Source organism: Saccharopolyspora oryzae (assembly GCF_027853915.1).
Lineage (GTDB): Bacteria > Actinomycetota > Actinomycetes > Mycobacteriales > Pseudonocardiaceae > Saccharopolyspora > Saccharopolyspora oryzae.
The window spans coordinates 1-19,414 of record NZ_JAQGLA010000090.1 but is presented as its reverse complement, the minus strand read 5'-3'; the positions used below and the strand labels follow the sequence as shown (position 1 = coordinate 19,414).

The window sequence follows — 19,414 nt, the reverse complement described above, 5'->3', positions numbered from 1 at the left end:
GCCCGCTGGGCTGGTTCGGGCAGTGCCCGGCGGCGGTTCGGACTATTCCCGGCCGATGTGGACGCTCCCAGAATTGGGCCGCTCCGAACCCGATGAACCGAAGGTGATGCGCCGTGCTCAGCAGACGATCCTTCCTCGGCGGTGTCTCCGCCGCCGCCCTCGCCGTGCCCGTCCTCGGCGGCCTGTCCACCGCCCCCGCGTTCGCCGGTCGCCGCGCGCCGAACGTCCCGCTGCCGCTGACGATCGTCAACCAGAGCGGGCAGTTCGACAACGCCTCGATCCACGTCTACGTCGTCGGCACGAACCTCGACACCGGCGAGCAGTCCCGGGTCACGCCGGACGGCCAGCTGGTGCCGGTCTCGGAGTCCGACAACGGTTCCGACGGTTTCGCCGACTACGCGATCCCGTTGCAGGGCAGCGGCGACACGACGCTGGACCTGCCGGGCATGTCCGGGCGGATCTACTTCGCGCTGGGCGACAAGCTGAAGTTCAAGGTGGTCACCGGCGGCGACGGCAAGCCCGCGCTGCAGTACCCGGCGGGCTGGGTGGACTCCGACCCGAACTACGGGATCCTGCACGACACCGTCGAGTTCACGCTCAAGGCCGACGGGATGTACTGCAACACCACGATGGTCGACATGTTCAGCGTGCCGCTGTCGATCCACCTGCAGGGCGCCGAGGACCAGACCACGGGCACGGTGCCCGCCGGCGGCCGGGAGCGGATCCTCAACGGCGTCGCCGAGCACTCCGACTTCGCCGGGCTGCGCCAGGACGACCTGCGGGTGATCGCGCCGGGCCACGGCCTGGACCTCGGCAAGTTCCCGGACACCTACTACGACTCCTACATCGACGAGGTCTGGTCGAAGTACCAGGGCACCCAGCTGCGGGTCGACACCGACAACGGCAAGGTCTTCACCGGCCAGATCTCCGGCGACACCTTCCAGTTCGACGGCGGCGTGCAGCCCATCGGCAAACCGTCCACGCGGGACGTCCTGTTCTGCGACGGCGCGCTGGCCGCCCCGAACGACGGCATCACCGGCCCCGTCGCGGCGATCCTCGGGGCCGGTTTCAACCGCTCGATCCTGCTGGACTCCGCCGACCAGCCGGGCACCGACCCGGGCGGCTTCTACCGGCACGACATCACCAACCACTACTCGAAGGTGATGCACGAGAACACCGAGGACGGCAAGGCTTACGGCTTCGCCTTCGACGACGTGGCCGGGTTCGCCTCCTACGTCCAGGACGGCGCGCCGACGTCGATCACCGTGACGCTGACGCCGTGGTGACCGGTTCCGGCGCCCGGCGCCGGATCGACACCGAGAAGGCCGTCGCCAGCAGGCACAGCAGCCCGGCGCCGTACCAGGCCGCGGCGTAGTCGCCGAACTGGTCGCGCACCACGCCCGCGATGCTGGCGATGGCCGCCGCGCCGATCTGGTGGGAGGCGAAGACCCAGCCGAACACCACCGACGCGCGCGGCCCGAAGTGCTCCCGGCACAGCGCCATCGTCGGGGGCACGGTGGCCACCCAGTCCAGGCCGTAGAACACCACGAACAGCACCATGTTCGCCTCCACCGAGGGCGCGAACAGCTGCGGCAGCACGAACAGCGAGATCCCGCGCAGCGTGTAGTAGGCGGCCAGCAGGATCCGCGGGTTGACCTTGTCGGTGAGCCAGCCGGACAGCACGGTGCCCAGCACGTCGAAGACGCCGATCACGGCCAGCAGCCCGGCGGCCGTCGTCGTCGGCATGCCGTGGTCGTGCGCGGCGGGCACGAAGTGCGTGTTGACCAGACCGTTCGTGCTCGCCCCGCAGATCGCGAAACCACCTGCCAGCAGCCAGAAAGCAGGCGTGCGGGCCGCATCGCGCAGCGCCCGCAGCGCCGCGGCCGCCGGATTCCCCTGATCTCGCGCGGGTTCCGGCTCGTCCCCGGTCGCGCCGTACGCGGTGGTCCCGACGTCGGCGGGGTACTCGCGCATCACCAACCACACGAGCACCGCGACGAGCAGCGCTGACGCGGCGATGACCAGCGAGGCGAAGCGCCACCCGAACTGCTCCACCAGAACCGCGGCCAGCGGCAGGAAGACCAGCTGCCCCGTCGCGCTGCCCGCGGTCAGCACCCCGCTGACCAGCCCTCGCCGCGCCACGAACCACCGGTCGACCACAGTGGACACGAAGGCCAGCGCCATCGACCCGGTGCCCAGCCCGACCAGCAGGCCCCAGCAGATCACGAGCTGCCAGCTGGCCGTCATGAACACGGTGAGCCCGCTGCCGAGCGCGACCAGCGCCAGCGCGGTGACGGTGATCCGCCGGATGCCGAATCGGATCATCAGCGCCGCCGCGAACGGCGCGGTCAGCCCGTAGAGCAGCAGGTTCAGCGAGACGGCGGCCGAGATGACGCTGTGCGGCCAGCCGAACTCGTCGTGCAGCGGATTCATGAACACGCCGGGCACCGAGCGGAACGCAGCGGCACCGACCAGGGCGACGAAGGCGACGGCCGCGATCCACCAAGCCGGGTGGAGCCGCCGCGCGGGTGCAGTGCTGATCACCGCTCCAGCGTCACCGAGGCGACGGCTCCGCACTAGTGGCCGGAGGGACAACATGTGAGAAGATCCGGCCATGGCCCTTGTCTCAACCGGAGCCCTGCTCAACCGCACCTCAGGGGACCGTGATCCAACCCAGCCACAAGAAACCTCGAAACGCGAGATCAATCCCGGACGCAACCACCACTGAAAAACGCGGAGAGGCGGAATGCGCATGGCCAGCCAGCACCGCATCGCCGTTCTGGGACTGCCCGAGGTCATCGGCTTCGACCTGGTGATCCCGTCGCAGATCTTCGTCGGCGCCCGCGACGAGGACGGCACACCGCTCTACAACGTCCAGGTGTGCAGCCTCGACGGCGGGCCCATCCCCACCACCAGGGGTTTCTCGATCCTGCCCGGGGCCGATCCGGACTTCCTGACCGCGCCGGACACGCTGATCATCCCCGGCACCCACCTCAAGGGGCCGCGCACCGACGGCAGCCTGGACCCGGAGATCGCCGACTACCTGGCCGGGCTCCCCGAGCGCACCCGGATCATGTCGATCTGCACCGGCTCGTTCGTGCTCGCCGCGACGGGCATGCTCGACGGCCGCCGCGCGACCACGCACTGGAAGTACGCGGACGACTTCCGGCGCCTGTACCCGCAGGTGGACCTGGACCCGGACGTGCTGTTCGTGGACGACGGCGACGTGCTGTCCTCGGCGGGCGTGGCCGCCGGGATCGACCTGTGCCTGCACGTGATCCGCCGCGACCACGGCAGCGAGGTCGCCAACCGCGCCGCCCGCTCCAGCGTCGTGCCGCCGTGGCGCGAGGGCGGCCAGGCCCAGTACATCGAGCGGCCGCTGCCGGACCCGAACGGCAACGGCACCTCGGCCACCCGCGCCTGGCTGCTGGAACGCCTCGCCGAACCGGTCGCGCTCGGCCAGATCGCGGCGCACGCGGGGATGAGCGTGCGGACCTTCACCCGCCGCTTCCGGGACGAGACCGGCACCAGCCCGCTGGACTGGCTCCTCCAGCAACGCCTGGACCACGCCCGCCACCTGCTGGAATCCACCGATCTCCCGATCGACGCGGTGGCCGAACAAGCGGGCCTCAGCACGGCGGCCTCACTCCGCAAGCACCTCCGCCACCGCCTCGGCACCAGCCCCGCCACCTACCGCCGGACCTTCCGCTCATGACGAAGGCCGCCTGACCCGGACGTCAGGCGGCCTCTCGCTGCGAACCCGGACTACTGCGCGACGCCGGCTTGGACGGTCTGCACCGTCAGCTGGTTGTGGTCGCCCATGTTCGGGTTGGCGCAGCCGTTCTGGCCGTAGTCGAACGGGATGAACATCGACGCGGTGTCGTGCGGCGGGTAGATCCGCAGGCCCTTGGCCGGTTCCAGCCGGCACTCGCCGGAGTCGTAGTTCTCCACCGTGACGAACTTGATCAGCGCGGAGGCCTTGCCGCCGGGCGCGAGGCTGATCACGTCGCCCTTCTTGCCGACCCGGAACGCGGGGGCGCCGATCTGGTGCCCGTCGTCGCCACCGACGTAGGAAACGCCCGGGAAGCCCTGCATGACGCAGGTGCGGTCGCTGGAGTTGGTGAAGATCAGCGGCTGGTAGACGCTGCCCGCGGCGCCGTCGCTCTCGCCGAACGACAGCTGGAGGTCGCGGGCCTTGCACTCGTTGTTGGCCGCGGAGGTGTCCGGCTGGGCGTCCTCCTGCCCGCTCGGCTTCTCCTCCTGCACCGCGGAGCTCTCCGGCGCCTCGCCGCTCTGGTCGGACGGCAGCGGCGCCGCGCTGAAACCGGCGGAGTCCTGGACGATCGGTTGGGCGTTGTTCTGCGCGCTCTGCTGGCCGGAACCACCGGGGCTGCACGCGGTCAGCCCGACTGCCAGCGTCGCCGCCGTGATCGCGAGGAACTTCGCCCGAATCATCGTGTCGTCACCCTTCCTTGCAGCGTCTTCTGATCGGTAGACGCCTGGTGCCGACAAGGGTTGCTCAGGTGCTCAACTTTTTCTCGGCGAAGCCGACCGAACCCGGTAGGACTCCGGTGGGCGCACGATCGCCTCGGGATCGCCCACGTACTCGACGTCCACTCCGTACTCCTCGCGAGCCGCGGCAATGCTGATGTACCCGTTGACCACGTCGTCGAGCACCTGCTCGACCGGGCGCGCGAGGGGATCGCCGTGTCCTCCCCCGCCCGGGAACCGCAGCCGCACCACGGCGTCCGGGGCGAGCCGGACCAGCTGCTTGCGGGGCAAGCGCTCGCCGGTGCGGACGTCGACGAACTCGCCGGGCGCCCCGGCCGATCCGGATTCCGCCCCCACCGCGGGGAAATCCACCCGGTCGATGTTGGCGTTGACCGTCCAGCCGTGCTCACCGTGCCGCGTCACCTCGACCACCTGGCCCAGCCCGCCGCGGTGCCGTCCCGTACCGCCGGAGTCCGGCCGCAGCTCGCGCCGCTGCTGCACCAGCGGCGTCAAGGTCTCCAGCACCTCGGTCGGCGCGGCCCGCACGCCGGTCGGGAAACCGGTGGTGCTCAGCCCGTCCTTGTCCGGACGCGCCCCGGTTCCGCCCGCGCCGAAGACCGTGAGCGTGAACGGGCGCGGCTCGTCGATCCCGCCGCCCCGCCACACCGTCATCCACAGCGCGTCCGCGCTCATCGCGGGCAGCCCGCCGGGCACGGCCGGTCGCAGCGCTTCGAACAGCAGGCTGGGCAGGAAGTGCCCGATGAGGTGCCGGGAGGCCACCGGCGCGGGGTCGACGCAGTTGAGCACCGAACCGCGCGGTGCGGTGACCTCGACCGGGCGGAACGACCCGGCGTTGTGCGGCACCTCCGGCGCCAGCGCGGCCTTGATCGCGAACGACGTGTAGGCGCGGGTGTAGTTGAGCACCACGTTGATGCCGTGCGGCGACTGCGGCGAGGAGCCCGTGTAGTCGATGTGGACGGCGTCCCCGGCGACCTCGGCGGTCACCTCCAGGTGGATCGCCTGGTCGTCGAAGCCGTCGGAGTCCATGCTCGCCGAGTACCGGCCGTCCGGGATGGCCCGCAGCGCAGTGCGCAGCGCCTGCTCCGAGCGGCGCATGATCTCGCCGGCCACCACGTCGATGCCGTCCAGCCCGAACTCGTCGAGCATCCGGTCGAGGCTGCGGATGCCCACCTGGTTCGCCGAGACCTGCGCGTAGATGTCGCCCATCGTCTCGTCCGGCGTGCGGACGTTGGCCCGGATCAGCCGTTCCAGCGTCCGGTCGGGACCTTCGGCGGTGCGTAGCTTGAGGATCGGCAGCCGAAGCCCCTCCTCGAAGACCTCCGAGGCCGCCGCGGACAGGATGCGCCCGCCGATGTCCGGGGAGTGGCAGCAGCTGGCGAACCACGCGATCAGCCGCCCATCGCGGAAAGCCGGGGTGGCCACCGTGATGTCGTTGATCTGACCGCTGGTCATCCACGGGTCGTTGGTGATCAGCACGTCGCCGTCGGCGAGGGTCCCCGGCGGGTGCTCGGCGACGATGTGCCGCATCCCTGTCGCCATCGCGTTGATGTGGCCGGGGGTGCCGCCGCTGGACTGCCCGACCATCTCGCCCGCGGAGTCGAACACCGCGCAGGCCAGGTCCAGCGATTCCCGCACCACCGGGCTGAACGCGGTGTTGACCAGGGCGGCCTGCTGCTCGTCGAGCAGCGAGTGCAGGCGGTTGGCGACCAAACCGACCACCACCGGGTCGACGCGGCTCATCGGGATCCTCCAGCGGTGAACTCGACGAAGATGCTGCTGTCGGCTTCGACCGTGCACTTGGCGCCGGGCGGCACGAGCAGGGTCGCTTCCCGCTCCTCCACCAGCGCCGGTCCTTCGAGCACGGTCCCGGCGCGCAGCCGGTAGCGGTCGTAGACCGCGGTCGCCGCGTAGCCGTCGGCGAAGTAGGCCTCGCGGTGGCCCAGCAGCGCTTCCGAACCGTCCGAAGTGGAGTCGAAGCCCAGTCGGCCGCTCGGGCTCGGCCCGCTGGCGGTGACCCGCCAGGTCAGCAGTTCCGGCTCGACGCCGGTCGGCGCGACGGTGCCGAACCGCTGCGCGTACTGGGCGCGGAAGCTCGCCAGCACTTCGCCGCGCCAGTCCGGAACCTCCAGCGGCGGCACCGGAACCTCGATCTCGCTGCCCTGACCGACGAACCGCATCTCCAGCGCCCGCTCGCAGGTCACGTCCACTTCGGACAGACCGGAGCCGACCAGGACGTCGGTGCCCTCGCGCGCCATCTCCGCGAACAGCGCGGCGGCCTCGTCGAGGTCGAGATCGCCCAGCAGCGCGTGCCGGGAGCGGACGATGTCGATCGACATCGGAGCGGACAGGAAACCGAGCGCGCTGAGCACGCCCGCCGCCGGAGGCGCGACCATCGACGGTGCGCCGAGCGCCCGCGCCACGCCCGGGCCGTGCAGCGGACCGTTCCCGCCGGAGACGAAGACCGGCAGCCGCGCCGGATCCTGACCGCGCTCGATGGCGTGCACGCGGGCCGCGTTGGCCATGTTCTCGTTGGCCGTCGTGTGCACGCCCCACGCCGCCTCCACGACCGAAACGCCCAGCGGATCGGCGATCTGCTCCTTGATCGCTGCTTCCGAAGCGGCCGCGTCCAGGTGCATCTCGCCGCCGAGGAACCGGGCCGGGTCGAGGTAGCCGAGCACGACGTCGGCGTCGGTCACCGTGCACCGGGTGCCGCCGCGGCCGTAGCAGACCGGACCGGGTTCCGAGCCCGCCGAATCCGGGCCGACGGTGATCAGGCCGAGCGGGTCCACCCGGGCGATCGAGCCGCCGCCGGTGCCGATCTCGATCATGTCGATGACCGGCGCGCGCACCGGCAGCCCCGATCCGGCGCGCAGCCGGTACACCCGGTCCACCTCGAAGGTGTGGGTGATCAGCGGCCGGTCGCGCTCGACCACGCAGAGCTTGGCGGTGGTCCCGCCCATGTCGAAGGCCAGCTGGTCGGGGCGCTGCGCGGTGCGGCCGAAGGCGACGGCTCCCAGCGCGCCGCCCGCGGGCCCGGACTCCAGCATCCGGATGGGGAAGCGCCGGGCCGTCTCCAGCGCGGCGACCCCGCCGTTGGACAGCATGATCAGCGGATCGGTGCGGACACCGCAGCGGTGCAGCCGCTCCCGCAGGTCGGCCAGGTAGGTCTCCACCAGCTGCTGCACGTAGACGTTGGCGAGCGTGGTGGAACTCCGCTCGTACTCGCGGATCTCGGGGTTGACCTCGCAGGACAGCGCGACCCGCAGCTGCGGTGCGACCTCGGCGAGGACTTCCCTGGCCTGCCGCTCGTGCTCGCCGTTGGTGTGGCTGTGCAGGAAGCACACGGCCACTGCTTCCACGCCGGCGGCGACGAGCTCGACGCCCAACCGCCGCACCGCGTCGACGTCGAGCGGGGTCAGCACCGAGCCGTCGGCCCGCATCCGCTCCGGCACGCCGAAGCGCAGGTGCCTGGGAACCAGCGGGCGGGGCAGTTCGAGGCCGAGGTCGTAGAGCTCGTAGCGGTGCTCGCGGCCCATCTCGACGACGTCGCGGAAGCCCTCGGTGGTCAGCAGCGCGGTGCGCGCGCCCCGGCGCTCGATCAGCGCGTTGGTCACCAAGGTGGTTCCGTGCACGACGGTGGTGATGCCCGCCGGGTCGAGCCGGTTGTCCGCGAGGGTCTGCCGCAGCACCTGCTCGACGGCGGCCGCCGGTTCCCGGTGCGTGGTCAGCGCTTTGCCGACGGCGACGATCCCGTTGTCGTCGAGGATGGCCATGTCGGTGAAGGTGCCGCCGATGTCCACCCCGATCCGCAGCGGACGTGGGTCTGTCATGGGGAGTCCTCCCGGTTCGACTGCCCGGCCACCGGGAGAGTACGGATCGTCTGACGATCTGGCAACGGATCGTCAGACGATTTCCGGATGCGCACCGGGTAGTCTTGGCCTGCGCGCATTCCGCGCCGACAGCAGAGGGGACCTCACGTGACCGACTCCAGCGGTGCCGCCACCCGGGTGGCCGACGCGCTGCGCGATCAGATCGCCGCGGGCGAGCTCGTGCCCGGCATGCGGCTGTCCGAGGAGCGGGTCAAGCAAGCCCACGGGGTCTCCCGCAGCACCCTGCGCGAGGCGTTCCGGCTGCTGATCCGGGAACGGCTGCTGGTCCACGAGCTCAGCCGCGGTGTGTTCGTCCGCCAGCTCAGCCGGCAGGACGTCGCCGACCTCTACGAGGTCCGGCGGGTCGTGGAATGCGCCGCGCTGCGCCACATCCGGAGCCTGCGACCGGCCGGGCTGCGCCGGGTCGCCACCGCGATCAAGGACGGCCACGAGGCCGCCGACCAGGGACGTTGGGATGCGGTGGCGGCGGCCAGCATCCGGTTCCACGAAGCGCTGGTCGCACTCGCAGGCAGCCCGCGGCTGGACGCCATGGTCAGCGAGGTGCTCGCCGAGTTCCGGCTCGCCTACGCGCACATGAAGGACACCCAGGTCTTCCACGCGGCTTTCCTGAAGCGCAACTCCGAGATCGCCGAAGCCCTCGGCTCCGGCGACATCGAAGCCGCGGCCCAACTCCTGGACACCTACCTCGTCGACGCCGAAAAAGCCCTCCAAGACCACTTCATCGACTGACCCGACCCCGCGGTTCCGCAAATTCAATGGAAATCAGAGGTCCGATTTCCATTGAAATTGCGGAAGTTCTCCGCAGGACCCGGGACCTGTCCACACGTGTCGGCGTGTCGTACCCCGACGCTCCGTGGGCGTGTCGGCCGACGAATCCGGGCCGGAATCTGGGCTCGGGTGTTGAGAATCGTCTGACGAACTCCTAGAGTCGGCGCACGCCATCCACGGCCGCTCTTCCCCGTGGTGGCACCGGTCGTCCGGCCGTCCGGCTCGACGCTTCGCGTCGGCACCGGCGCGAGCTGCGCACCTCGCTCACCGAGCCAAGGAGCAGTCCTTCATGGCCACCACCTCCCTCGACCCCGGCAAGCAGCGGCTGAGCCCACCGGCGAAACGCGCGGTGAAGGGCGCCTGCTTCGGCTTCTTCGTCGACTACTTCGACATCTACCTGCCGGTCGTGGCGCTCACGCCCGCGATCGCCTACTTCCAGCCCCCGCACACCGCCCCGGCGGTGGCCGCCACGCTCGCCTACATCACGCTCGCGCTCACCCTGATCGGCCGCCCGATCGGCGCCATCGTCTTCGGGCGCATCGCCGACATCACCGGCCGCCGCCGGGCCACGCTCGTCGCGGTGGCCGGAGCCGGGGCGTGCACGCTGCTCATGGGCCTGCTGCCCGGTTACGCGACGATCGGCTGGCTGTCGATCGCGCTGGTCCTGCTGCTGCGCTTCGTCGGCGGGGTGTTCATGGGCGGCGAGTACTCCAGCGCGAACCCGCTGGCGATGGAGGCCAGCCCCAAGCACCTGCGCGGCCTGGTCGGCGGTCTCATCGCGGCGGCCTACCCGCTGGGCTACATCGCGATCTCCCTGGTCGTGGCGCTGACCTTCCAGTTCTCGCCGACCGGTGACGTCGATTCGCCCTACGTGCAGTGGGGTTGGCGCATCCCGTTCTTCGTCGGCGCCGGGCTGTCGGCGTGGTTCCTGCTCTACTTCCGCAAGGTCGAGGAATCCGCCGCGTTCGAGCAGGTCCGGAAGACGTCGGCGGCCAAGAAGTCGCCGCTGAAGGAGCTGCTCACCGGCGAGCACCGGCGGAAGCTGCTGCAGGTGCTGCTGATGATGACCGGCATGTGGTTCACCGTGCAGGCCACCCTGTCGGCCACGCCGGCGCTGCTGTCGCAGGTCATCGGCCTGCCGAGCTCGTCGGTGAACACCGGTCTGCTGGTGGCCAACGTGTTCGTCGCCGCCGGGTACCTGGCGATGGCGCAGCTCGGCCAGCGGTTCGGCCGACGGCGCGTGCTGGTGATCTCCGGGATCTGGACGGTCCTGCTGGTGCCGCTCGTGTTCGCTGCGATGGTCCGGGAAGCGAGCGCCGCAGCGGCTTCGGGCGGCAGCGTGCTGCCGACGATGTTCTGGGCGACGCTGGCGCTGGTGCTCACGGTGTCGCCGTGGGGGATCGTGTCCACCTACATCATCGAGCGCTTCGCCACCGGTGTCCGCGCCTCGGGTTACGGCATCGGCTACAGCCTCGCGGTGATCATCCCCGGCTTCTACGCCTTCTACATGATCGGCCTGTCGAGCTTCATGCCCTACGAGTACACGCCGATCGTGCTGATCGTCCTCGGCGGCGCGTTCGCCACGCTCGGCGCCCTGCGCGGCCCGGAAACCCGCGACGCCGACCTGAGCTGACGGAGGGCAACCGATGGACTCGACCACATCTCCCGCAGCAGCAAGGGAAATCATCCGCGGCGGCGGCTGGCCGCAGATCACCACCGGCCTGTGCGCCGGGTACGTCCAGGCCAACCTGGTGATCCTGCCGCAGGAGTCGGCGGCGGAGTTCGCCGAGTTCTGCCGGGCCAACCCGAAACCGCTGCCGCTGCTGGAGAGGACCGAACCAGGTGTCCCGGACCAGCTCCGCGTCGCCCCTGGCGCGGACCTGCGCACGGACCTGCCGAAGTACCACGTGCACCGGCGCGGCAAAGTGTCCGAAGTGGACGATGTCGTGGACGTGTGGCGCGACGACCTGGTGGCCTTCCTCCTCGGGTGCAGCTTCAGCGCCGAAGAGCGCCTGCTCGCCTCCGGGGTCCGCCTCCGCCACCTCGAACTCGACCAAGGCGTCCCGATCTACCGGACCTCGCTGCGCTGCCAGGATGCAGGCCGCTTCCACGGCCCGGTCGTGGTCTCGATGCGCGCGATCCACCGTTCCGAGGTCTCCCGAGCGGTGGAGGTGACCGGCGAACTCCCCTTCGCCCACGGCTCCCCGCTCCACGTCGGCGACCCCGGATCGATCGGCATCACCGACCTCGCCCACCCCGACTGGGGCGACCCGCTCCCCCTCCAGGACGACGAGGTCCCGGTCTTCTGGGCCTGCGGAGTGACCCCGCAAGCGGTCCTGGCCGAGGTCCGCCCGGACTTCGCCATCACCCACTCCCCCGCCCACATGTTCCTCACCGACCTCCGAGTCACCGACCTCATCACCACACCTCCCCAGGACCACGACACACCCTGACGTGCCGTCAACTCCCGCAAATTCAATGGAAATCAGACCTCCGACTTCCATTGAATTTGCGTCCCACACCCCGAGCCCCGGCGGAGCCGTCGTCGCCCCGGGAAGTCTGCAGTTTCAATTGAAACTGTGATCCGCCGTGGGTGGGATCCGCAGTTTCAATTGAAACTGCGGCCAACGGAGGCCAGCGGACCCGTCCGACGGGATCAGCGGCGGAGGTCTCCGCCTCGGGGACGTGAGTCCCACTCGGGTTGGGGGACGTCGGTGACCGGTGAGCCGTTGGCCGCCGCGACCTCCGGCGGGACCGTCCACAGTCGACCCCGGTCGTCCAGCAGCGCGACCTCGCCGTTCGGGGCGCGCAGCGCCTTCGCCCCGGTCCCGATGGTTGCGACCACGGGGAGCTCGTCCACCGCGGTGATCCGGCGATCCAGAACCCTGGCCACCAGGAGTTCCGCCACGGATCGGCGCTCGATGCGGACCTTCCCGCCGTCGTGCAGCACATCCACGGTGCGCGAGGGCGACGGCACGGCGAAGCCGTTGAGGACCGATGCCGCCCGCTGAGGCGTGGCGCAGCCGTCGAATCCGGTGACGTCGATGCCGAAGTGGCGGATGTCGGTCGGCGAGGGCCGCGACGCCGTGGCCCGCAGGACGTCCAGCGGAACCGTGCCGCAGGGGTCCGATGTGGACACCGGAGCGGTCCCGCCGGGCCCGCGGACCAGTCCCGGCCCCTCCTGCCACGGCCCGGGGATCAGCACCGCGGGATACGGGTGCCCGGTGAAATCGCGGTCCCAGAAGGTGATCGTCGTGCCGTCCGCCGTCTGGTGGGCGATCGCGAACGCGTCCAGCGCGGGCACCCACATCCAGTCAGCGCTGAAGGCGTCCACCACCGACCGCGAACGCGCCCCACCGGCCGGGCGGAACCCGTCCCCGGTCAGCGCCTCGACCTGCTCGCTGAACTCCGGGTTCCGCGCCCGGACGACGAACTGCCCGGCACCGTTCCACCCCGCCCCGGCGGCCGTGGTGTCGGTGAACATCAGGTAGAACCAGCCGCCCAGGTACAGCGCCGACGGCTGCCCCGCGCCATAGGCGTTGTCCCGCCGGGCATCGGCGGCCGGCCTGATGATCGGCGCTCCCCCGGCCTCGCGCTGCCAGGCGAGCCCGTCCGGGCTGCTCGCGACCCCGATCGAATTGCCGTGCGCGTGGTCGTCGCCCGCCGCGCCGGTGTAGTACAGGTAGTAGCGATCGCCGACCTTCAAAACCGACGGGTCGCAGGTGTGCATCCCGTCGAAACCGCCTGGCTGGCCGGTGAAAACGGGGACAGCGGGCGCGCCGGATGCGGTGTACGGCCCGTCGATGCCGCTCGACGCGGCCTGCAGGACGTCGTCCCCGGGCGGACCGATCCCCGGCAGCTGGCTGCACCACCACACCCGGTTCTGACCGCCGTCCTGCAGCACCGTCGGCCCGTAGTTGTACGGCGCCGGAAAGCCACCCGAGACCACCACGCCGGCACTGCTGCGATCAGCGCCGACGTGCAGGTCGACGGGCAATCGTTCCGGCTGGGCCCCGGATTCGACGCGCGGAGAAGGCCCGGGCGTGCCCGACACCTGCGTGCAGCCGGCCAGCAGCACCACGCCGATCAGCCCGGCCGCCCTGCGCAACGACCTCCGCACCACCCGCGCCCTCCCCTGGAACCGGGCGCGCTTACGCGCTCGCGTGCTCGGCCAGCCAGCGGATCGCCAGCGGGTAGCCCGCCACGCCGAGACCGGCCACCACCGCGGTCGAGATGTCCGACAGGTAGCTGGTGTGCCGGAACTCCTCCCGCTTGTGCACGTTGGAGATGTGGAGCTCGATCAGCTCGGACTCGAGCTGCGCCGCCGCGTCGCGCACCGCGATCGAGTAGTGCGTCCAAGCACCGGCGTTGAGCACCACGGGCCACCGCTGGTCGGCCGCCTCGTGCAGCCACTGGACCATCTCGCCCTCGTGGTCGGTCTGGCGCACCTCGACCTCGACGCCGAGCTCCTCGCCCGCCGCCTCGCACATCCCGACCAGATCGGCGTGGGTGGTGCTGCCGTAGACCGAAGGTTCGCGCTTGCCCAGCCGCCCGAGGTTCGGCCCGTTGAGCACCAGCACCTTCACAGCAGCACTCCCGTGGACTTGGGCTCGCCACCGGTCAGCGCGGAGTAGGCGGCGGCGATCAGCGACGGGTCCGGGCCTTCCAGCCGACCCGGCTTGGCCAGCCCGTCGAGCACGACGAACCGCAGCAGCCCGCCCCGGTTCTTCTTGTCGACCTTCATGCCCTCGAGCAGCTGGCCGAGCGCGTCCGGGTCGTAGCTGGTGGGCAGGCCCAGCAGGTCCAGCACCTTCTTGTGCCGGTCGGCGGTCTCGTCGTCCAGCCGCCCGGCCAGCCGCGCCAGCTCGGCGGCGAAGACCAGGCCCACGCTGACCGCGGCGCCGTGGCGCCACCGGTAGCGCTCGCGGCGCTCGATGGCGTGCGCCAGGGTGTGCCCGTAGTTGAGCACCTCCCGCAGGTGCGACTCCTTCAGGTCCGCGGCGACCACGTCGGCCTTGACCTGGATCGACCGGCGCACCAGCTCGCCCAGCACCTCGCCGGACGGGTCGAGGGCGGCCTCCGGGTCGGCCTCGATCAGCCGCAGGATCTCCGGGTCCGCGATGAACCCGGTCTTGACGACCTCGGCCATGCCCGCGACCAGCTCGTTGCGCGGCAGGCCCTCCAGCGTCGCCAGGTCGGCGAGCACCAGGCTCGGCTCGTGGAACAGCCCGACCAGGTTCTTGCCGGAGTCGGTGTTGATGCCGGTCTTGCCGCCGACGGCGGCGTCCACCATGCCCAGCAGCGTGGTCGGCACGTGCACCACGCGCACCCCGCGCATCCAGGTGCCCGCGACGAACCCGGCGACGTCGGTCACCGCACCGCCGCCGAAGGACACCACCACCCCGCTGCGGTCCATGCCGACCTTGCCGAGCACGTCCCAGCAGAACCCGGCGACCTGCAGGCTCTTGCCGTCCTCGGCGTCGGGGATCTCCACCCGGTGGGCGTCCACCCCGGCCTCGGTCAGCTCCTCGCGCACCGCCTCGACGGTCGCGGTGATGGTGGGCTGGTGCACCAGCGCCACCACCGATGCGTCGCGCAGGAAGTCGACGAGCTCGCCGAGCAACCCCCGGCCGACCACCACGTCGTAGGGCTGCTGGCTGGCAACGCCGATCCGCACCGGCTCGGTCATCATCGTCCCTTCGGTGAAGGCGGTTCAGGGTTCAAAGCGTACGCACAACGGCCTGACCGCCGGTGCGGGAACCGGCGGTCTTCCATCAGCTGGACGCGGTGCTGGCCAGCGCGGCCACGACCTGCGCCACGACCTCGTCCGGCCCGGCGTCGTCGGTGGCGATCTCCACCGCGGCCACCGAGCGGTAGATCGGCAGCCGGGCGTCCAGCAGCGCCTTGAAGGTGGCGCGCGGGTTCACCCCGGCCAGCAGGGGGCGCGCGGTGGAAAGCCCGGCCCGCCGGGCGCCTTCGGCGAGCCCAACCGACAGGAACACCACCGTGTGCCCTGCCAGCAGCTCGCGGGTGCGCTCGGAGAGCACCGCACCGCCGCCCAGCGCCAGCACGCCGTCGTGCTCCCGCAACGCGGTCGCGACGGCTTCTTCCTCCATGGCGCGGAACACCGGTTCGCCGTCGTTGGCGAAGATGTCGGCGATGGCGCGGCCGCTGGCGCGCACCACGTCGTCGTCGGTGTCGCGGAACGCGACCTCGAGGTGCTTCGCCAGCAGGCGGCCGATCGTCGTCTTGCCCGCGCCCGGCGGGCCGACCACCACTGCGCGCGGCGACATCAGTGCGCCTGCCGCTTCTCGGCGCGCTCCCGCAGACCGGCCAGGTAGCCCTCGACGTTGCGCCGGGTCTCCGGCAGCGAGTCGCCGCCGAACTTCTCCAGCACGGCCTCGGCCAGCACCAGCGCGACCATCGTCTCGGCGACCACCGCCGCGCGCGGCACCGCGGTGATGTCCGAGCGCTGGTGCATCGCCTGCGCCGGCTCGCCGGTGGTCATGTCCACAGTGGCCAGTGCGCGCGGCAGGCTGGAGATCGGCTTCTTGGCGGCGCGCACGATCAGCGGCTCGCCGTTGGTGATGCCGCCCTCCAGGCCCCCGGCCCGGTTGCTGCTGCGGCGGACCCACTTCGCGCCCTCGTCGGGGTAGATCTCGTCGTGCGCGGCGCTGCCCCGGCGGTGCGCGTTGGCGAAGCCCTCGCCGATCTCCACGCCCTTGATCGCCTGGATGCTCATCAGCGCACCGGCCAGCCGAGCGTCGAGCTTGCGGTCCCAGTGCACGTGCGAGCCGATGCCCGGCGGCAGGCCGTAGGCGATCACCTCGACGACGCCGCCGAGCGTGTCGCCGTCCTTCTTGGCCGCGTCGACCTCGGCCATCATCCGCTCGGTCGCGGCATCGCCGAAGGCGCGCACCGGGTTCTGGTCGATGGCCGCCAGGTCTTCCGGGCCGGGCAGCACGTCGTGCTCGGCGTCCACGCCGCCGAGGCTGACCACGTGGCTGACGATCTCCACGCCGAGCAGCTGCCGCAGGAACTGCTGGGCCACCGTGCCGACGGCGACGCGAGCAGCGGTCTCGCGGGCGCTCGCGCGCTCCAGCACAGGGCGGGCCTCGTCGAAGCCGTACTTCTGCATGCCGGCGAGGTCGGCGTGACCGGGGCGCGGGCGGGTCAGGGGCGCGTTGCGGGCCAGCGAGGACAGCACGTCCTCGTCGACCGGGTCAGCGGCCATCACCTGCTCCCACTTGGGCCACTCGGTGTTGCCGATGCGGACCGCGATCGGACCGCCCTGGGTGCGCCCGTGCCGCACGCCGCCGATGATCTCGAGCTCGTCGGCCTCGAAGTTCATCCGCGGGCTGCGACCGAAGCCGAGCTTGCGGCGCTCCAACTGGGTCGCGATGTCGGTCGAGGTCACCTCGACTCCGGCCACCATGCCTTCCAACACCGCCACCAGGGCGGGGCCATGCGATTCTCCAGCGGTCATCCAGCGCAGCACACATAGATCCTGCCACGTTCGGTCGCCGGTGAACCCGGCCGGGGGTCCCTGGTCACACCCACGGTGCGAAGGCGGTGACCAGCCACGCCGGCAGGAGCGCGGCAGGCCCGTGCGGTACCGCCCCGCGCCCCCGCCAGGAAGCCATGAGCAGCGTGAAGAGCGCCGCCGCGACCACCACGGCCAACACCGCTCCCACGGCCACCGCGCCCACCACCAGTCCCAGCACTCCCGCCAGCTTCACGTCGCCGGGCCCCAACGCGGCGGGCGAGATCAACCGCACCACCGCGTACACCCCGCCGAACAGCAACAACCCGCCCGCAGCCCCGGCCCACACCCCTGGACGGTGCAGTGCCGCAACCGCGATGAAGACCAGCGCAACCGGATAAGCGGGCAACGTCAGCACATCGGGCAACCGATAAGCCCGCACATCGCACACGGCGAGCAGAACTCCGACCCACCCCAGCAGCAGCGGAACCCCCGCCCACCACCAGGGCATCCCAGTCGCAACGCGCACGGCCACCACGGCCCACAACACCGCGACTGCCATCTCGCACCACAACCGAGGCGCGACCACGCCCCGCCGCACAGCGCCCAGCACCAGCCGCCCCAGCCACCCGGCACCGAACCCGAGCGCACCGCCAACGATCCCGATCACGACGACCATTCGCCCAAGATCGCCCCGACACCCCGGGATCCCCGGCATCCAACCCCGGAACCTCCGCATGTCGTGATCCCCGGAACGAGTGGAGGGGCCACCGAGCGCGTTGCTCGAAGGCCCCTCCACCGAACCCCTGGTCGGGGGAAGTTCCGGCGTCGACCGAGAAGAGGGCGTCGCCGGGGACGACCTGGCCGTCCTCGCGGACGTCGGCCAGGGCCTCGGGGCTCACCTCCAGGGCGATCACCGGGCAGATCGACGAGTAGCCGTGGGACTCGACCTCGGTCGGGTCCCAGGTGACGATGCGCTGCCCCGCCTCGACCGCGTCGCCCTTGGCGACGTGGAGGTCGAAGCCCTCGCCCTTGAGCTTGACCGTGTCGATGCCCAGGTGGACCAGCACCGCCGCGCCGCCCGGCGAGGCGATCACGAACGCGTGCGGGTGCAGCGTCGCCACCGTGCCGGCGATCGGCGCGACCGCGTCGGCCCGCCCGCCGGTGGGCTTCACCGCCATGCCCGGACCCACCATGGCCTGCGAGAACACCGGGTCCGGGACCTCGGCCAGCCCGGTGGCCAGGCCCGCCACCGGGCTGCCGACCTCGATGCTCACCGCAGGTCCTCGATGTCCTCGGCCAGCGTGTCCGCCTCCGGACCCACCACGACCTGCACCACGGTGCCCTGCGCCATCACGCCGTGCGCCCCGGCCGCCTTCAGCGCCGCTTCGTCGATCTTCGAGCCGTCCTCGACCTCGCAGCGAAGCCGCGTGATGCACGCCTCGATCTCCACCACGTTGTCCTCGCCGCCGAGCGCGGCCAGGATCGCCGCGGCCTTGTCCTGAGCCACCGCGTGCTCCCTTCCTCCGAACCAACGACGCGGACCGACCGCGCCGCGAAGATCTTGCGCCACTCGGTGTCGATGCGGCAACGAAATCGAAGCCGCCTTGACACCCGATCGCATGACGGCGCATTGTTCGCAACCGACTGGTTTAGACCGGACAGTACCAACTGGGTGCCGCCGGTCAACAGCACCGGGCGAACGCGGTGGTGATCCGCCAATGTTCAACCCGGTGACCGGTGTTCACAAGGCACCGGACGCGAAGAAGCAAGACCGGTGGAGGCAACGTGGCCGCGCGGGGAACCGCAGACGACAGTCGACGCGCTGAGAGCGTGCTGCGCGACGGTCCGACGCCCAAGCACGCCCAGCTGCGGGAAATCCTCCGCGAACTGGCCAGCGACGAGCTGCTGCCCGGCTCCCCGGTACCGTCCGAACGCGACCTCGCGGTCCGCTACGGCGTCTCGCGGCTGACCGTGCGGGAAGCCGTCGGCCAGCTGGTCGCCGAAGGACTGCTGGTGCGGGTGCGCGGCAAGGGCACCTTCACCACCCGGCCTCGCGTGGACTCCCAGCTGCACCTCGCGTCGTTCACCGAGGACATGCTGCGCCGCGGCATGCGCCCGGAGACCGTGCTGCTGGAATCCGCCGAGGCGGTCCCGCCCGAGGACACCGCCACCGCGCTCGACCTCGCCCCCGGCGAGACCGCCCACTGGCTCCACCGGCTGCGCAAGGCCGACGGCGCCCCGATGGCGGTGGAACGCGGTTGGTACCACGCCGGGCTGCTGCCCGGCCTCCTCCAGCGGGACCTGACCGACTCGATGTACACCCTGCTGGACCGCCACTACGACGTGCAGCTGGAGACCGGCACCCAGACCGTGCTGGCCGAAGGCGCCGACGCCGACACCGCGCGGCTGCTCGGCATCCGCCCGGGCAGCCCGGTCCTGGTGTTCCGCCGGATCGCCACCGCGCAGGGCCGACCGATCGAGGACATGACTTCCTGGTACCGCGGCGACCTGTACCAGGTGACCATGCAGCTGGACCGCGATCCGAGCGGGACCGGCCACCACCGTCCGACCATCCGGCCCGCGTGATGGGGAGCCGGATCCCCCGACGACTCGGTGTCCACGACACAGGAGGTAACCGATGAGTGCCAGCGCCCCAGCGGCGAGCGGCAACAAGAAGGGATTCGCCCAGCTGCAGCGCCTGGGCCGGAGCCTGATGCTGCCGATCGCCGTCCTACCCGCCGCCGCGCTGCTGCTGCGG

The 19,414-nt window shown here is 71.2% G+C and carries 17 protein-coding genes and 1 pseudogene; 6 read left to right on the top strand and 12 right to left on the bottom strand.

What is annotated here, in order from left to right:
* Nucleotides 1–113: 113 nt before the first annotated feature.
* Nucleotides 114–1,286, top strand: a complete 1,173-nt coding sequence (locus OU415_RS32480; RefSeq protein WP_270953326.1) for a glycoside hydrolase family 64 protein — start codon at nucleotides 114–116, stop codon at nucleotides 1,284–1,286.
* Here OU415_RS32480 and OU415_RS32475 read toward each other — a convergent pair.
* Nucleotides 1,261–2,616 (bottom strand): MFS transporter, encoded by a 1,356-nt coding sequence (locus OU415_RS32475; RefSeq protein WP_270953325.1) that lies wholly within the window; start codon nucleotides 2,614–2,616, stop codon nucleotides 1,261–1,263. The genes OU415_RS32480 and OU415_RS32475 overlap by 26 nt on opposite strands.
* 136 nt (nucleotides 2,617–2,752) lie before the next feature.
* On the opposite strand from OU415_RS32475, the gene OU415_RS32470 reads away from it, so the two are divergent.
* A complete protein-coding gene (locus OU415_RS32470) occupies nucleotides 2,753–3,715 on the top strand; it encodes a GlxA family transcriptional regulator (RefSeq protein WP_270953324.1) in 963 nt (320 codons plus the stop codon).
* A 50-nt stretch (nucleotides 3,716–3,765) separates the two neighbouring features.
* Here the strand turns inward: OU415_RS32470 and OU415_RS32465 are convergent, their stop codons facing one another.
* The 3 genes from OU415_RS32465 to OU415_RS32455 all read right to left on the bottom strand — a co-directional run bounded on the left by OU415_RS32465 (nucleotide 3,766) and on the right by OU415_RS32455 (nucleotide 8,342).
* Entirely contained in the window at nucleotides 3,766–4,455 is a 690-nt protein-coding gene (locus OU415_RS32465; protein WP_270953323.1) for a DUF4232 domain-containing protein, read from the bottom strand.
* A gap of 72 nt (nucleotides 4,456–4,527) precedes the next feature.
* A complete protein-coding gene (locus OU415_RS32460; protein WP_270953322.1) occupies nucleotides 4,528–6,252 on the bottom strand; it encodes a hydantoinase B/oxoprolinase family protein in 1,725 nt (574 codons plus the stop codon).
* Entirely contained in the window at nucleotides 6,249–8,342 is a 2,094-nt protein-coding gene (locus OU415_RS32455) for a hydantoinase/oxoprolinase family protein (protein WP_270953321.1), read from the bottom strand. The genes OU415_RS32460 and OU415_RS32455 overlap by 4 nt, the downstream gene beginning before the upstream one ends.
* 147 nt (nucleotides 8,343–8,489) lie before the next feature.
* On the opposite strand from OU415_RS32455, the gene OU415_RS32450 reads away from it, so the two are divergent.
* The 3 genes from OU415_RS32450 (at nucleotide 8,490) to OU415_RS32440 (ending at nucleotide 11,623) form a co-directional block, all read left to right on the top strand.
* Nucleotides 8,490–9,131: a GntR family transcriptional regulator gene (locus OU415_RS32450; RefSeq protein WP_270953320.1), complete on the top strand. Its 642-nt coding sequence runs from the start codon at nucleotides 8,490–8,492 to the stop codon at nucleotides 9,129–9,131.
* Nucleotides 9,132–9,459: 328 nt separating this feature from the next.
* On the top strand, nucleotides 9,460–10,803 hold the full coding sequence (locus tag OU415_RS32445; RefSeq protein WP_270953318.1) for an MFS transporter: 1,344 nt from the start codon (nucleotides 9,460–9,462) through the stop codon (nucleotides 10,801–10,803).
* A 13-nt stretch (nucleotides 10,804–10,816) separates the two neighbouring features.
* Entirely contained in the window at nucleotides 10,817–11,623 is an 807-nt protein-coding gene (locus tag OU415_RS32440) for a putative hydro-lyase (protein ID WP_270953316.1), read from the top strand.
* 203 nt (nucleotides 11,624–11,826) lie between these two features.
* Here OU415_RS32440 and OU415_RS32435 read toward each other — a convergent pair whose 3' ends face one another.
* The 8 genes and pseudogenes from OU415_RS32435 to OU415_RS32400 form a co-directional block, all read right to left on the bottom strand.
* On the bottom strand, nucleotides 11,827–13,290 hold the full coding sequence (locus OU415_RS32435) for a glycoside hydrolase family protein (RefSeq protein WP_270953315.1): 1,464 nt from the start codon (nucleotides 13,288–13,290) through the stop codon (nucleotides 11,827–11,829).
* Nucleotides 13,291–13,321: 31 nt separating this feature from the next.
* Entirely contained in the window at nucleotides 13,322–13,756 is a 435-nt protein-coding gene (gene aroQ / locus OU415_RS32430) for a type II 3-dehydroquinate dehydratase (protein WP_270953314.1), read from the bottom strand.
* Nucleotides 13,753–14,859 (bottom strand): 3-dehydroquinate synthase, encoded by a 1,107-nt coding sequence (gene aroB, locus OU415_RS32425; protein WP_270953313.1) that lies wholly within the window; start codon nucleotides 14,857–14,859, stop codon nucleotides 13,753–13,755. The genes aroQ and aroB overlap by 4 nt, the downstream gene beginning before the upstream one ends.
* A gap of 85 nt (nucleotides 14,860–14,944) precedes the next feature.
* Nucleotides 14,945–15,463: a shikimate kinase gene (locus OU415_RS32420; RefSeq protein ID WP_270953312.1), complete on the bottom strand. Its 519-nt coding sequence runs from the start codon at nucleotides 15,461–15,463 to the stop codon at nucleotides 14,945–14,947.
* Nucleotides 15,463–16,668, bottom strand: coding sequence for a chorismate synthase (gene aroC / locus OU415_RS32415; RefSeq protein ID WP_270953311.1), 1,206 nt, complete (start codon nucleotides 16,666–16,668; stop codon nucleotides 15,463–15,465). Before aroC ends, OU415_RS32420 begins: the two co-directional genes overlap by 1 nt.
* 52 nt (nucleotides 16,669–16,720) lie before the next feature.
* The gene (locus OU415_RS32410) at nucleotides 16,721–17,332 is read right to left on the bottom strand and encodes a prepilin peptidase (protein WP_270953310.1); all 612 of its coding nucleotides are present in this window, start codon (nucleotides 17,330–17,332) and stop codon (nucleotides 16,721–16,723) included.
* 145 nt (nucleotides 17,333–17,477) lie between these two features.
* Nucleotides 17,478–17,930: pseudogene (locus OU415_RS32405) on the bottom strand (PTS sugar transporter subunit IIA); the annotation flags it as partial.
* Nucleotides 17,927–18,163 (bottom strand): glucose PTS transporter subunit EIIB, encoded by a 237-nt coding sequence (locus OU415_RS32400; protein WP_270953309.1) that lies wholly within the window; start codon nucleotides 18,161–18,163, stop codon nucleotides 17,927–17,929. The gene OU415_RS32400 and the pseudogene OU415_RS32405, both read right to left, overlap by 4 nt.
* A gap of 278 nt (nucleotides 18,164–18,441) precedes the next feature.
* Here OU415_RS32400 and OU415_RS32395 point away from each other — a divergent pair, with 278 nt between their 5' ends.
* Nucleotides 18,442–19,242: a GntR family transcriptional regulator gene (locus OU415_RS32395; RefSeq protein ID WP_270953308.1), complete on the top strand. Its 801-nt coding sequence runs from the start codon at nucleotides 18,442–18,444 to the stop codon at nucleotides 19,240–19,242.
* Nucleotides 19,243–19,414: the final 172 nt, after the last annotated feature.